8 protein-coding genes are annotated in these 14718 nt (G+C 65.3%); 3 read left to right on the top strand and 5 right to left on the bottom strand.

Annotated features, from left to right (window positions below):
- Window positions 1-269 (bottom strand): transposase (locus BLP76_RS14650; protein WP_139163641.1); only part of this gene is annotated, 269 nt, incomplete at its 3' end.
- A gap of 288 nt (window positions 270-557) precedes the next feature.
- On the opposite strand from BLP76_RS14650, the gene BLP76_RS14645 reads away from it, so the two are divergent.
- Together BLP76_RS14645 and BLP76_RS14640 are read left to right on the top strand one after the other, a co-directional pair.
- Window positions 558-1577: a sensor histidine kinase gene (locus BLP76_RS14645; RefSeq protein WP_170130566.1), complete on the top strand. Its 1020-nt coding sequence runs from the start codon at window positions 558-560 to the stop codon at window positions 1575-1577.
- Window positions 1578-1870: 293 nt separating this feature from the next.
- Window positions 1871-2395: a flavin reductase family protein gene (locus tag BLP76_RS14640; protein ID WP_092814843.1), complete on the top strand. Its 525-nt coding sequence runs from the start codon at window positions 1871-1873 to the stop codon at window positions 2393-2395.
- Here the strand turns inward: BLP76_RS14640 and BLP76_RS14635 are convergent.
- On the bottom strand, window positions 2330-4564 hold the full coding sequence (locus BLP76_RS14635) for a tetratricopeptide repeat protein (RefSeq protein WP_139163756.1): 2235 nt from the start codon (window positions 4562-4564) through the stop codon (window positions 2330-2332). The two genes, BLP76_RS14640 and BLP76_RS14635, sit on opposite strands and share 66 nt — an antisense overlap.
- Before the next feature lie 179 nt (window positions 4565-4743).
- On the opposite strand from BLP76_RS14635, the gene BLP76_RS14630 reads away from it, so the two are divergent.
- Window positions 4744-6189 (top strand): homospermidine synthase, encoded by a 1446-nt coding sequence (locus tag BLP76_RS14630; RefSeq protein WP_092814920.1) that lies wholly within the window; start codon window positions 4744-4746, stop codon window positions 6187-6189.
- A 94-nt stretch (window positions 6190-6283) separates the two neighbouring features.
- On the opposite strand, the gene pbpC is transcribed toward BLP76_RS14630, so the two are convergent.
- The 3 genes from pbpC to BLP76_RS14615 all read right to left on the bottom strand — a co-directional run bounded on the left by pbpC (window position 6284) and on the right by BLP76_RS14615 (window position 14639).
- A complete protein-coding gene (gene pbpC / locus BLP76_RS14625; RefSeq protein WP_244514598.1) occupies window positions 6284-8326 on the bottom strand; it encodes a penicillin-binding protein 1C in 2043 nt (680 codons plus the stop codon).
- A gap of 62 nt (window positions 8327-8388) precedes the next feature.
- Window positions 8389-13869 carry an alpha-2-macroglobulin family protein gene (locus BLP76_RS14620; protein ID WP_092814834.1) on the bottom strand — a complete coding sequence of 1827 codons (5481 nt, stop codon included), beginning with the start codon at window positions 13867-13869 and terminating at the stop codon, window positions 8389-8391.
- A gap of 98 nt (window positions 13870-13967) precedes the next feature.
- The gene (locus BLP76_RS14615; RefSeq protein ID WP_280139945.1) at window positions 13968-14639 is read right to left on the bottom strand and encodes a 5'-methylthioadenosine/S-adenosylhomocysteine nucleosidase; all 672 of its coding nucleotides are present in this window, start codon (window positions 14637-14639) and stop codon (window positions 13968-13970) included.
- Window positions 14640-14718 lie beyond the last annotated feature (79 nt).

Below are 14718 nucleotides of genomic sequence, written 5' to 3'. Positions count from 1 at the left end.
CGATAGGCGACATTCACCTCGATCTCGCGCACCAACTGGCGCTCAGAGCGGATGCCGAAGAGATAGCCCAGGAACAGCGCCTTGAACATCAAGGTCGGATCGAGCGCCGGGCGGCCATTATCCGGACAGTAGAGCCCCGCAACCCGGTCATGGATGAACGAGAAGTCGATCACCGCGTCGATCTTGCGAAGCAGGTGATCCTTGGGAACCAATTGATCGAGTGTCACCATCTCGATCGCAGTCTGCTCAGGGGCCGGGCTCTTCAACATGGCCCACTGAATCAAAAAGCCCCGGCTCACGCCAGGGCTTTGTCAGCAGTCTGAGGCCTCCTCCGGGAGGCCGTTTTTTTTTGGTTCGGCTTTCTCTCCTTCGTACCATACGCATTTTCCGAGGTTCCCTCGGGCAAGGCGAGGTGGGGCGCCGCGGGGTGGGCCGAGCGCTTCTTCGTTGTGGCGAATTATCGCCGCCATGGACGGGAACTTGATGAGCCGCGTATCGTTGTGCCGAAGATCGACCTCCGGTATGACCTGTCTCATGTATTTTCGGTGTTTTTGGCCGTGACAGCTTCACCGCCTCGCGACAAGGAAGGACGCCCCCTCGGGGCGACGCACGTCGCCAAAGCGGCGCTATGGGAGCGCTGTGCCAAGCTCCTGCGCGGCTCGCAGATCTCATTGTTTTCTCAAGATGCCGAAGGCCATTTCAACTGGGTCTTCAATTCGCCTGCGGGGCTGAGCCCCTCCACGGTGCTCGGACGCACCGACGAGGAGGTGCTGCCGCTCGCCGCGGCCGAGCAGCTCGGAGCCGCCAAGGAAGCGGCGATCCAAGAAGGCGAGATGCAGCAGGTGGAGCTGTGTCTGCCTTACGGTGACGATCCGCGCTGGTACGACGTGATGCTGGTGCCCGAAGAAGACGAGGACGGCTCGCAGACCGCGATCATCGGCGCGGCAATCGACATCACCGAGCGCAAGATCCAGGAAGAGCATCTGCGCATCGTCATGCGCGAGCTGGCGCACCGCTCCAAAAACCTTCTCGCCGTCATTCAAGGCATCGCGCGGCAGACGGCAGAAAACGCCTCTTCGACAGAGCAGTTCGTCAGCCGCTTCAACGGCCGCATCTTTTCCCTGTCGCGTGCGCACGACGTGTTGACGGAGGCGGATTGGCGCGGGGCGCGCATCTTCGATCTCGTTCGCTCGCAGATCTCGCTTTATGCCGAGCCGCGGCTGAGCCAGGTCGACATCATCGGCATCAACGGCTTTCTGCGGCCGAACGCCGCGCAATATCTCGGGCTCGCTCTGCACGAGCTCACCACCAATGCCATCAAATACGGGGCGCTCGGCACCGACGAAGGGCGTGTCGAGGTCAGCTTCGAGCGGGTGCCGGAAGATGCCGGCCGCTACCGCTTCACCTGGTGCGAGCGCAACGGCCCGCCGGTGAAGGAGCCCAAATCGCGAAGCTTCGGCGTCGTCATGCTGTGCAATGTCGTGCCGACGACCGTCGGCGGCGAGGCCGAGCTCGTCTTCGATGGCGACGGGCTGTGCTACGAGCTGACGCTCGCCAAATCGCAGCTTATTCCCTGAATGGGCCGGCCCCGACTGATAGGGTTCTGACTGATCTGGCCCTGGCTGATCGGGGGTGACTGGTCGAGCCCTGAAAGTTCGGCCTTGCCCTCAGCAGAGGCCGTCTCGGTCGCGGGCGGGAGACGATCTCCTTGTGTCACACCTGGCGCCTGCTAGGAGCCCGCGCCGGCCAGGGCCTGACCTTCAGGGCGTGACATTGCGGCATGGTCGCTGCCACGTCCGGCATTTGTGGGATCGCGAGCGACCCTATATGCAGGATCGATACGAAAACCCCAGGCGTTCAGGACGATTTCATGGACCAGACGGCGGCGGCCGCCATCGACCCCAAGCTCTTCCGCAATGTCATGTCGCGCTTTGCAAGCGGCGTGACCGTGGTCGCGGTGCAGACGGAGAACGGCGTGCGCGCCATGACGGCGAACGCGTTTTTGTCGGGTTCGCTCAACCCGCCGCTCACCGTCGTCTCCGTCGCCAAGCGTGCGCACATGCATCCGGTGCTGTCTGAGGCAAAGACCTATTCGATCAGCTTTCTCGCCCGTGAGCAGGAGGATCTGAGCAACCTTTTTGCGGGCCGCAAGGTCGAGGGGGCCAAGGCGGAGTTTTTCGATTTTCACGGCGCGCCCGCGCTTGAGGGCGCTCTCGCCCATATCGCGCTGACGCCTCATGACGTGCACGAATGCGGCGACCATTCGCTCTTCCTCGGCGAGGTCCGCGGCATGCAGGCAAAGGGCGGCACGCCGCTTCTCTATTACGCCTCAGCCTATCACCACCTTGCGACCGAGCCGGAGAGCACGACGCACAAGGTGGCGAATTTCTGGTAGGAGCCAGCCGGCGATCCCGGAATTCGCTCTCGCCTCGAGCCTCTGCCGTCTGGCGCGAACGTCTTCGAGCATGCGCACGCTCCCGGCCTCATGCGGGTAGGTCCCCGCCAGCCGATAGGCATGTGCGGCCGCCTCGAAGGCTTCCTCGGCCCGACTGAATTCGGCGACGTCGCGCGTCATCCTGGCAAGCGAGAGAAGAGCCGCGGCGAGCCGCGATTGTGCCTCCGCCCAATCGAAAGGCGCCCTGTCCGGGTTGTGGATTGCCAGAACCGCGCGATAGGCTGAGAGGGATGCTTCGAGCCGCTGCGGGCTTTTCTCAAGCTCGCCGAGGGCGCGCAGCCCATTGGCGAGGCTCCCCTGACTTTCGGCCCATTCCAGGGGCATTTCCTCGCGCCGTCGTTCCTCCAGCGAACGGTAGAAGGCTGCGATCCCCTCCCTGATGAGCCGCTTGTTGCGGCGGCGTTGACCGAGGACACAGAGGTTCGTTCCGAGATTCATCTGGCCCATCGCCCAGTCGCGTGGGAAGCGCTCGCGCGGCCACTCCTCCAACGCGGCGCGGGCGGCGGCGACCGCCTTTTCGAGGTGCTTTCGGTTTCCGGTTTGCGCGCCGAGGAGCCGCAACGCATAGGCAAGACTGTTCTGGGTGCCGGCCCAGGCCTGTGCGTGCTTGCGGCGGTTTTGGACCCGCAAGGCGTTGCGGTAGCAGGCGATCGCATGTTCGAGCGTGTCCGGTTTGCCGGTCCAGTCGGCGAGCGTCGCGAGCACATTTCCGAGATTGGCGTTTGTTGCGGCCCATCGCAGACGGAGCCTCGAACGCGGCCATTCCTTCAAGGCCTGGGCATAAACGCGGCCCGCTTCCAGGAGGAGGCCCGGATCACCTTTTCGCTCGGCGAGGGTTTCGAGCGCATGCCCGAGGGTCGTGTGCGCCTGCGCCCAGGCGAGTGGCGCGCGCTTCTGTGGCAGGTCGGCGACCACGCGCCGGCCGATCGCGATCGCTTCCTCCAGCGGTGCAGAGTTCGGTGCGTTCCTGCCCCGCTGCCGAAGAATGTGTGCCAGCATCATTTGCGCGTCGGCCCATCTCACCAGGGTGCGCTCCGGGCGATATTCCTCAAGCGCTTCGCGCAGCAAGGCCTCTGCCTCTTCGAGGCGAGAGGGTCCGTCGATCTCAGCCATGCAGGCGAGGGCGCTGCCGCATTCGCGCTTCGTTTCGGCCCAGTCGAAGGGGGCGAGATCGCGCCGGCGGTGTTGCAATGCCTGCCCGAAGGTCGCGACGGCCTCTTCCAGAAGGGCGGGATCCCTTTCCTCGTACCCAATTTGCCGCAGGGTGAGCGCCAAAGCGTTGAGTGTGGCTGCTCGTGCGAGCGGCGCGGTGTCGGGCGGCAGGCCTTCGAGCGCGTGGCGATAGGCAGCGAGCGCCAGCTGGTGGCCGTTCGGATCGTGGCTCAACCTGCCGAGCAGAGCCGCCGACCGCCCGACAGTATGGAGCAGGCCGGCACGCTGGAGATGGGAGAGAGATTTCGGCTTCCTCTCGCAAAGGGCCTTCAGCGCAAGTGTCTGAGGAACGAGCCAGTCGAGAAGGAGGGGAACATCGTCCTCGCCCGTCAGCGCGATTTGGGTGAGGGCGGAGGCGACGAGAGCCGGCGCGAGGGACGCGTCGAAATCGAGCGGCAGTTCGAGCGTCGCCCGCCCGCAGAGGTTGGCGCCAACGTCGCGACCGAGAAAGCTGATCGAAAGGGCCTGTTCGGTCCGGTCGATGCGACCGAAGACGAGAACATCCCCCTTGCGGGTGCGCAGGACGTCTTCCGCCTGTCGCTCCATTTCGATGCGGCCGGCGAATTTCCATCCTGGCGGAGCAGGAATCCTTGCAACCTTCAGCGCTGGTATCGACGAGAGAGCTGTGACGACAAGCTTGGTCTGGCTGTCATCGTCGTCACCCGTGAGATCGGCGAGGACGATCCGGAAACCGCGGTGTCGGCGCCGCATTTTCCCGATCGCTGCCTTCGATCCATCCAGGAGACGTATCAGTCCAGGCCTGATGAGGCCGGCGTAGGTCCATATGAGGAGACGCTCGGCGAGCGACCAGGCAAAACTGAGAATCAAAAAACCGCACAAGAGCCAGGCCCCGAGATGGGTGACGGCACCTGCAATATCGAGAGTATCGGTGTTCACGGCCAACCCCCGTCGTCGTGATGGCGAGAACAATACGAGAACAAAAGGCTGCAATCAAGCAGAAATGCGCGGCAGGGTTGTGTTTATCGCGTATTCAGGCTGCGGCGCCTTTTCTCTTCTGCCGCCTTGCCCTTTCCGCCGCTTTCCTCCAATCGGAAGCCGGCATGAGCCCGAAGGAGATGTTGATGAGCGACTGGCCCGTCCACGGCAAGATTACCGGCCCCATCGTGATGATCGGCTTCGGCTCGATCGGACGCGGGACGCTGCCTCTGATCGAGCGGCATTTCGAGTTCGACAAGGACCGCTTCGTCGTCATCGATCCCGTCGACACGGACCGCAAGCTCCTCGACGAGCGCGGCATCGCCTTCATCCAGAAGGCAGTGACGGCGGAAAATTATCGCGAGCTTCTGACGCCGCTTTTGACCAAGGGCGAAGGGCAGGGCTTTTGCGTCAACCTTTCGGTCGATACCTCCTCGCTCGACATCATGAAGCTCTGCCGCGAGATCGGCGTGCTTTATATCGACACCGTGGTGGAGCCGTGGCTCGGCTTTTATTTCGATCGCGGCATGGATCAGGCGCAACGCACCAACCATGCGCTGCGTCAGACCGTGCGCGACGAGAAGGCGCGTTCGCCGGGCGGCACGACGGCCGTCTCCTGCTGCGGTGCCAATCCTGGCATGGTGTCGTGGTTCGTGAAGCAGGCGCTCGTCGATCTCGCCGACGCACTTCAGCTTTCCTATGAGGAGCCCTCGCAGGACGATCGCGCCGGCTGGGCGAAGCTGATGCGCGATGTCGGCGTCAAGGGCATCCATATCGCCGAGCGCGACACGCAGCGTGCCAAGCATCCGAAGCCGATGAACGTCTTCTGGAACACCTGGTCGGTCGAAGGCTTCATTTCGGAGGGGCTGCAACCCTCCGAGCTCGGCTGGGGCACGCACGAAAAGTGGATGCCCGAGAATATGCGGGCGCAGCAGACAGGCTGCCAATCGGCCCGCTTCATGCTGCAGCCGGGCGCCAATACGCGCGTGCGCACCTGGTGCCCGACGCCGGGCGCGCAGTACGGCTTTCTCGTCACCCACAATGAATCGGTGTCGATCTCGGATTATTTCACCATCGGCGAGGGGCTCGAGCCGGAATACCGGCCGACGGTGCATTACGCCTATCACCCGGCGAACGATGCGGTTCTGTCGCTGCATGAAATGTTCGGCCAGGCCGGTAAGGCGCAGCCGAAGCACCATATCCTCGACGAGGACGAGATCGAGGACGGCATCGACGAACTCGGCGTGCTGCTCTACGGGCACAAGAAGAACGCCTATTGGTACGGCTCGCGGCTTTCCATCGAGGAGACGCGCGATATCGCGCCCTACCAGAACGCGACCGGCCTGCAGGTGACCTCCGCCGTGCTCGCCGGCATGGTGTGGGCGTTGGAAAATCCCGAAGCCGGCATCGTGGAAGCCGACGAGATGAATTTCCGCCGCTGCCTCGAGGTGCAGCGTCCTTATCTCGGCCCTGTCGAAGGCCATTACACCGACTGGACGCCTTTGACGGACCGGCCGGGCCTCTTCCCGGAAGACATCGACGACAGCGATCCCTGGCAGTTCCGCAACGTGCTCGTGCACGGATAAGCGGCACTCACTCTTCGGCAAGAAACAAGGCGGTCGCTCCGGCGGCCGCCTTTTTGTTTGGGCGGGTGCGGGTTTGCGGGACGCTGCGTGCTGCCTATTGCAGGAAGACGCGGACGGAGGCGGCCTTGCCGGTCTTGTCGAGTACCGTGACATCGGCAAAGCCCGGCCCGTCGGGCTTAAAGAAGAGCTCGCGGCGAAAGGCGGTGCGGCCGACGGGGCGGCCGTTGACGAACCAGGTGAAAGGCGGGGCGCCGTCGCGGAGTTTCACGGCGAGCGCCTCGCTGTGGTTCGCGCCATGTCCTTCTCCATCCTGGTCGGCGAGGCCGAGATCGATGCGGGCACCATCGGGCGGAAAGGCGATTTCGGGACCTGGCGTGCCCGGCTGCGAGGTGCGGGCGACATGGCGGAGCGGCGGCGGCAGATCGGCCGTCGCCACATCGAGAAGGTTCGGCGGGGCGGCGCGCAGGCGCTTTGTGGGCCCAAGGCGGGCGAAGGCCTCCAGCATGATCGGGGCGGCGGCCTCGATGCCGACAAGGCCCGGAACGGGGGTCGCATCGGCACGGCCCGCCCAGACGCCGATGACGTGACTTCCGTCGAAGCCGACCGCCCAGGCATCGCGGTAGCCATAGGAGGTGCCGGTCTTAAACGCGATGTTGTCGGCCTTGGCGCCGAGCGGCGTCGGGGCTCCTGCGAGAATATCGGAGACCTGCCAGGCGGCGGCTTCGGAGAGGACGCGCCCGAGCGGCTTGCCCGTCTCACCCTTTTCCTCCGTCAACGAAATGGCGCGCCCGCCGCGGGCGATCGCTGCCGACAAGGTGACGAGATCGCGGAGCGTGACGCCGAGCCCGCCCAGACCGATCGCAAGGCCCGGCGGCGAGATGTCGGACAAAGCCGGGCGCACGCCCGCGCGGCGCATGCGGGCGAGAAGCCGCGCCGGGCCGACCTCTTCCAGAATCGTGATCGCCGGCACGTTCAGGGACAATTGCAAGGCGCGGCGCACCGTGACCGTTCCGCGATATTCGCCGTCGAAGCTCGACGGCGTGTAGCCGGAAAAGGCGCTCGGGCGGTCGTCGATCAGGCTTTCGGGATGGGCGAGGCCGAGCTCGAAGGAGAGCCCATAGATCAAGGGCTTCAAGGTGGAGCCCGGCGAGCGCTCGCGCTCCGTCATGTCGATGAAGCCGGCGCGGGCGAAATCGAGCGGATCTGAGGAGCCGACCGAGGCCAGAATCTCGCCGGTGCGGTGGTCGGCGACGAGGATGGCGACGCTCGTCTTGCGCCCGAGCGTCTTTGCCGCCTTGTGCGCCAGAGCCTCAAGGCGCGCCTGCGTATCCGCATCGATCGAAAGTGCGACGACGGCAGGTGCGTCCGGCTGATGTGCGAGGCGGTTTGCGAGATGGGCCGCGAGCATCGGGAAGGGATGGCGGGTGTGCGGCGAGGCTTCGGTGCGCGCCTGGCGGGCGATTTCGGGCCTGAGCGCGCCGGCCTTGGCCGCGCGGGCAAGCACGCGGTCGCGCGCCTCTTTTGCCCGCTTCGGAAAACGGTCCGGCCGGCGGGCTTCCGGCGATTGCGGGATGGCGACGAGCAGCGCGGCCTCGGCCGCGGTCAGGCGGTGCGGCTCCTTGCCGAAATAGGCGAGCGATGCCGCACGTACGCCCTCGATATTGCCGCCATAGGGGGCAAGAAGAAGATAGAGGTTGAGGATCTCGTCCTTCGACAGACGCGTCTCAAGGGCGCGCGCCAGAAGGATCTGATGCGCCTTGCCGACAAGGCTGCGCGTGTCGTCGTCGCCGAGAAGCCGCGCCACCTGCATGGTGAGCGTCGAGCCGCCGGAGACAATGCGCCCGTGGCGCAGCATCTGCCAGAAGGCGCGGCCCATCGCGGCCATATCGACGCCGTGATGGGTGAAGAAACGCTTGTCCTCATAGGCGAGAAGGAGACGCGTGAAGAGCGGGTCGACGTCGCCTTTCGCCGCGTTGAGGCGCCAGATGCCGTCCGCCACCGGGAAGGGGCGCAGCAGCGTGCCGTTGCGGTCGACGACGAGGCGCGAAGTCGGCGGGTGAAGGTCGGGCAGTGGCGTGAGATTGACTGCGAGCCGCAGGCCCGCGGGCGCTGCGAGCGCGAGGACGCAGGCAAGCACCAGGCCGATGCCGAGGCGGCGTCGTCCCCAGGGACGGCCGCCGGTATGGGCTTGCTTCTCGCTCAGCGCAGCGGCCCCTCCACATGCACGCGGCCTGACCCGGTGCGGGCGCGAAGCTCCGGCTCGTACATGTCTTCGATGGTTGCGGCCGGCTGGACGAAATCACCCGGCGAGACGGCGCGCACCATATAAGCGAGGCTGAAGCGGGTCTTGTCGTCGGATTGGCGATCGAGCGCGGCGACGAAGCGGTCGGCGCGGAATTCGACATGCGCCGGCTCGGTCGACAGATCGAGCCAGTCGAGCGTGCCGACATCGCCGGAGCGAAGGATGTTCGGATTGTCGATCTCAAAACCCGCCGGCAGGGGATCGTCGAGAATGAGATGACCGGATCCGGTCTGTTCGGCGGTGACGGTCAGAACCACGACGAGGCGGTCGCCCTGCGCCACATGGCTCGGATCGATAGGATCGCCTTCGAGGGTGAAGGTTTCGCGGGCGATGAGATAGCCGTTGCCGGAGGCAGGTTCCGGCGAGGCGGGCTTGCCGGATGTGCTGATCGCCACGTCGACGGGGGAGGAGGCGAGATTGGCGATTTTCGGTCCCTCGCCTTGCAGCGCGTCTTCCTCGATCACCGCCGACATCGGCCCGTCATAGCGTTCGCCCGCGACCTCAAGTTCGGGCCGGGCGGCGCTCTGCATCAGCGCATGGGCGGCCATCAGCGACCAGGCGTCTTCCTGCGTGCTGGTGCGCTTTTCCTCGGCGCGACGGTCGGCGACGAAATTGGCGAGAAGCGGCAGATCGACGGAATCGGCGCTCGTCTCGGAGGCGAGCGTCAGGATCGCCGCGCCGTCGCGGAGTTTCGAGCCGTAATCGCTGCGCCGCTCATCCGATGAAGCGTTCTCAAGCTCGGACACCGCACGCCGGAACACCGTCTGCGACAGGCTGCGATCGCCATAAAGCGCAAGGCCCGCGCCGATCTGCGCCTTGGCGAGAGGGGTGGCGAAATCGCCGAGCTTGGTCTCGGCGTAATAGCGCAGGTCGCCGATCGCGGCGCGGCCGTTTTCAGCGAGCACATAAAGCGCATAGGCGATGTCTTCGCCGCCATCGGAGAAGTCGGAGGCATAGGCGATGCGGTTCTTCAGATTGTCGAGTGCGATCGTGAAGGCCGTGTCGGGGACCGCATGGCCGGCGCGGCGGGCGCGGGTCAGGAAGTCGCTCACATAGGCATCGAGCCAGAGATCGTCGGAGCCCGGGCCCCAAAGGCCGAAGCCGCCGTTGGAACTTTGATAGGCGAGGACCGCTTCGATCGCCTTATCGATGCGCTTGTCGGTTTCCGCGTCGCTGCCGAGGCCGGCGGCGACCGCGACGTCGTTCAGATAGACGAGCGGCAGAGCGCGGCTCGTCAGCTGTTCGGCGCAGCCATAGGGGTAGCGGTCGAGTTTTCGCAGGATCTGCGGCACGTCGATGCGCCCCGCTCCGGAGGCGGAGACGCGCACCTTGCCCGTGCCCGGGATGAGCCCGTCGAGAAGATCGGATGAGAGATCGACCGATCCGCCCGGCGCAAGCGTGACGAAGGAGGTACGCACCACCTCCGGCGTCGCGTCGCGGACGGTGAGCGCCAGATCCTTTTCCAGAACCTCGCCCGAAGGTGTGGTGAGGCGGACGGAAAGGGTCGCGTCGCCTTCCTTGCCGGCGGTCACCGGCAGGAGGAGCTGGCTGCGGGCGTTCTCGGCGAGGTTCGTCTCGACGGGGGAGCCTGCGACGCTCACGATGTCGTCGTCGCTGCTTGCGACCTCGACCGAGACGGCGCCGGCGGGCCCTTCCACATGGGTGAGATCGAGCGCGAGGCGGGACTGGTCGCCCGGCGCCATGAATTGCGGCAGGGCGGTCGAAACCACCACCGGGTCGCGGACGAGGACGTCGTTTTCGGCATGGCCGACACCCTTTTCGCTCCAGGCAAGCGCCATCAGGCGCACGGTGCCGTTGAAATCGCCGATCGGCACGGAGACCGTTACCTTGCCGTCCGGCCCGGCTTTGACGATACCGGAATGCCAGGCGACGAGATTTTCGGTCGGTGCTGGGCCCTCGAAGCGGGCAAGCGCCGCATCGCCGCCGGTGCGGACACGGCCCGGCGCGCCCTGAAAGCGGTCGATCAGGGAGGAGTAGATGTCACGGATTTCGACGCCGAGACGGCGCTGGCCGAGATAATAGCTTTCCGGGTCGGGTGTTTCGAAACCCGTCAGGTTGAGAATGCCGAGATCGACGGCGGCGAGCGTCACATAGGCCTCTTCGCCCTCGGCGAGGTCGGCGATCTCCACGCTCGCTTCAAAAGCCTGACGCGGCCTGGTGCTTTCGGGCGCGTCGATGGTGACGGCAAGCCGCTGCTCGGGGTTTTCCACGCCCGCCCAGGATAGGCCGACGGCGCGGGCCGGCATGCGCTTCGCCTCAAGATCCATCGGGCGGTAGAGCGCGGCCGTCACATAGGCGCCGGCACCCCAGTCTTCCGTGACGGGAAGTTCGATTTCCGTGGAGCCTTCTGACACCTCGACCGATTTCGTCGCCACGATGCGGTCGTCGATCACCATCACCTGGGCAATGCCGGCAAAGCGCGGCTCCAGATGCACCGTCGCGGTGTCGCCGATGCGGTAGCGTTCCTTGTCGAGGGACAGTTTCAGGAATTCCGGCGTCTCCAGCGTCTTCGGCGCGGAATACCAGCCGGCCTCGAAGGTCATGCTGGCGGGCAGGAGGGAGCCGTCCGCCTTGGCGACTTCAAGCTCGTACTTGCCCCATTCGACATCGGCCGCAATCTTCGCCGGGTCCTCGGCGGCGACAGAGAAATCGCCGCTTGCCACGCGCTGGCGCGTCTCGATCGTCTCGTAGTTCCAGCGCCCGTCGGAGCGGTACCATTGGTAATTCGTGTCGATCTTGGAGAGCGTCCAGCTGAGCCCGTCGGCGGCGATGCGTGACCCGTCGTCGGACAAGGCGATGACGCTGAAATTGGCAGTCGAATTCTCGCCGACCTCGTCCTCGAAGGCCGGCTTGATGCCGAGCCGGGGCGTGTCGCCCGCCAAGGGCAGAGTGAGGCTGCGCTCGACCGGCCGGCCGCTCGTATCGATGACGCGAACGTTCACCGTCGCTTTGAGGGGATGGGAAGAGACGGCCGTCTCGGGAAGCTGCGGGCGGAAGGCGAGATGGCCGTTCTCGTCGGTTGCAAGACCCGATTGGGGCGCGGTCTGCGTGTCGAAGGTCTCGTCGGCAAGGCCGAAGCGGTAGCCCGCCCAGCCCTCGATTTCGTCGGCGGTGGAGACGATGGTTTCCGCCTCCACGTCGAGATCGGCGGCCGGTGCACCATAAAGGAAGCGGGCATCGGCGGTGATTTCCGGCGGGTTTGCCGGCTCAAACCGGGTCGCCTCGGTCTCAAGCGTGAAGTCGAGACGTTCGGGCTGAAAATCTTCAACCAGGAAGGTCGTCTCGGCGATCGCCGGCTTCTTCGGGTCGGTGTGGATGGAGACGCGCCATTGGCCGCGCATGGCATTGTCGGAGAGCGCGATCTCGGCGAGTGCGCCACCGAGCCCCTCGTCTTCCAAGAGCTCCTGGCGATCTTCCTTGCCGTCCGGGCGGGTGATTTTTGCCGTCAGCGGCAGGTCGGTCAGCGCCCGTGAGCGGGAATCGCGGGCAAGGGCCGTCAGATAGACGGTCTCGCCGACGCGGTAGATGCCGCGCTCCGTCGTCAGGAAGACGTCGACGGGACCGGGCGCCGCGCGTCCTTCGACGCCGCGGTCGGTGAGGTCGAAGGAAGGCTTCGTCAAATCGAGGAAATTGTAGTCGCCATCCTTGGTTTCCGCGGCGAGCAGCGCCGGCGCCATGCCGCCGGTGCCGCGAATGAGGCCGGGGGCGAAATTCGCCTTGCCGTCCGCATCGGTGTTGGCTTCTCCGAGGATCTCGTTGCTGGTGGCGATGAGGCGCAGATGCACACCCTCGACGGGCTTTGCACTCGCCAGAGAACGCAGGCTGACATTGAGCCCGTCATTGCCGGCGAAAGTCGCAAGCCCGAGATCGCTGGCGAGGAACCATTGCGTCGCCTTGGCACCCCAATCCTGGGCGTCGTTTTCAGCGCTCGCGACGAGGACATAGATGCCAGGCTCAAGGTCGTCGACGAGTTCGCCGATCGGAATGGCGCTCACCACCTCGCGGTTGAGGCGGGTTTCGACGTCGACGCTGCCTTCCCAGACCTTGCGGCCCCTCTCGCTTTCGATCTCGTCCGCCTGCCATTGCGAAAGCTGGTCGAGGAAATTGCCGTTGCGCAAGGTATCGGCGATGCCGCGATCGGCGATCCAGTAGAGCGATGCCTTGACGGTCGAGGTGTTGACGGTGGTGACGGGCAGAGAGGCGCTGCCGCCGGCCGGCACGACATAGGCGTTGCCGGAGAAGCGCACGGCAGGTGAGCGGTCGCGGACATAGATGTCGAGGCTCGCCGATTTCAAAAGCGCTTCGCCATCGGCGGATGGCAGGCCGGCGCGCGCGGTGATGTGGTAACGGCGGCCATGTTCGACGCCGCTGATGCAGATCTGCTGGCCCTCCGCCTCGACGGCGAGATTGTCGGCGTTTTCGATCGAGACGAAATCGCTCAGATCGGAGCGCGTCGCAGGCAGCTGGTCGGAAAAGTTGAGGCAGATGCGCGGGGCGGCGGCATCGGAATCGACCTGATGATCGACGATGCGAAAGCCGTGTTCGGCCACGGCGCTCTCATAGGCGTTTCGCACATCCGGCAGTTCTTCAAGCGCAAGGCTCGCGCGGTAGGCCTTGATCGCGGGCTTCCATTCGTTGCGCTCGCCCAGGGAGCGGGCGAGAAGCGCAAGCGCTGCGGCGCGGTCGCGCGAGCCGCGGGCGTGGAGGTAGGCGTCGACGGCGGCGGCCGTGCGCTCTTCGGAGAGGCGCTGGCGCGTCTGCCAATCGTCGGAGGTCGCCTCGGCGCTGACGGCGGCAAGCCGCAGCCACAGATCAACGCGATCAGGCGCCATCTTGAGCGCGCTTTTGAGTTTTGTCGCGGCGAAGAGGTAATTGCCGTTGGCGGCGGCGTCATCGGCCATGGCAAGCGCCGCGTCGAGCGAGGGGGCGCTTTCTGCCCGCGCCAGGTCGCCGGAGAGGTGGCGCGCCTCGTCGAGGAAACGCGAGGGCAGGAAGGAGAGCTCCGCCGTGCGCTCTTCGGCAAGCGACAAGGTCGGCAGGTTGGAGGTGATGATGCGGCCGGAGATGGCGGTCTTGACGGCGCGGAGCTCGCCGACCTCCTCCTTCAGGAAGCACCATTTGGCGTTGGTGTTGTAGGTGAAGGCCGCGCAGCGGCCATCGACGACGCAGGCGCGTTTGCAGCCTTCGAGCTCGACATCCTTGATGACGTCGTAATCGCCGCCGAAATAATCGGCGCCTTCCGTCGTCAAAAGCCGGCGCTCCTGCGCCTGGGCGCTCGCGGGCTCGGGCTGGAGAGTGAGAAAGACGACGGCAAAGGCGGCGAGGGCCGCCGGAAATCCGCGAAACAGCGCAACCACCGCACGCTCCCCAACACTTTTATTGCGTCAGGCAAGCATAAGGTCCGCCTTCAAGGCGGTAAAGCCGCTCCTTGCGGAAGCGGCTTTACCGCAGGCTCTCAGCGTGCCGCCGTGCGATGCGGCAACTGGGTCCAGTAGGCGCGATCCATGGCGGCGATGCTGCTCTCCAGCCGGTCGATCACCTTTGCGAGAGACTCGTCGACAGCCTCCAGATAGTCGGCCCAGTCGCGGAAATGGCGGAGCTCCGCCTTGCCGTCGCTGATGCCTTTGAGGGCGATCGTCGGCAGGTCGAAGGCATGGCCGGCGCGCATCACCGCAAAGCCTTCCATGTCGACCATGTCCGCATCGATGAGATCATAGGCGGCGCCGGAGACGACGTTGGAGCCGGTCGACAGCCTTGCGGCGGTGACATCGGCGATTTGCTGGGGGATTGCGATTTCCGCGGGGAGATCGACGAAAGGCGTGCGGCCCTTCTCGAAGCCGAGCGGGGAGGCATCCATATCGCGGTAGCTGATATGGCTCGCCTGGTAGACCATGCCCTGTTCGAGTGCCCGCGCGCCGGCACTGCCGATGGAGACGAGGAGATCCGGGCGTTCTTCGGGCTTCGTTCGGGCGAGAAAGGCCGTGGTGCTGATGGCGGCTTCCACCGGCCCGACGCCGGTGATGAGGGGATGGATACGCGCCCGCAATTCGCTGCGATATTCCTGCTCGGTCGCCATGATGAAGAGGAGGCGGAAGCCCCCCACCGTTTCGATTTTCGGCTCTGACACTTTCAAACCCCGCCTCTCAGCCTTTCCGCCAGTTTGACAGAATGGAAAATTCCTTAGATCACACGGCAACAACACCATG

The organism is Afifella marina DSM 2698 (assembly GCF_900102695.1).
Classification (GTDB): domain Bacteria; phylum Pseudomonadota; class Alphaproteobacteria; order Rhizobiales; family Afifellaceae; genus Afifella; species Afifella marina.
Note: the sequence above shows the minus strand (reverse complement) of the source record. Positions and strands in the feature narration are given on the sequence as shown.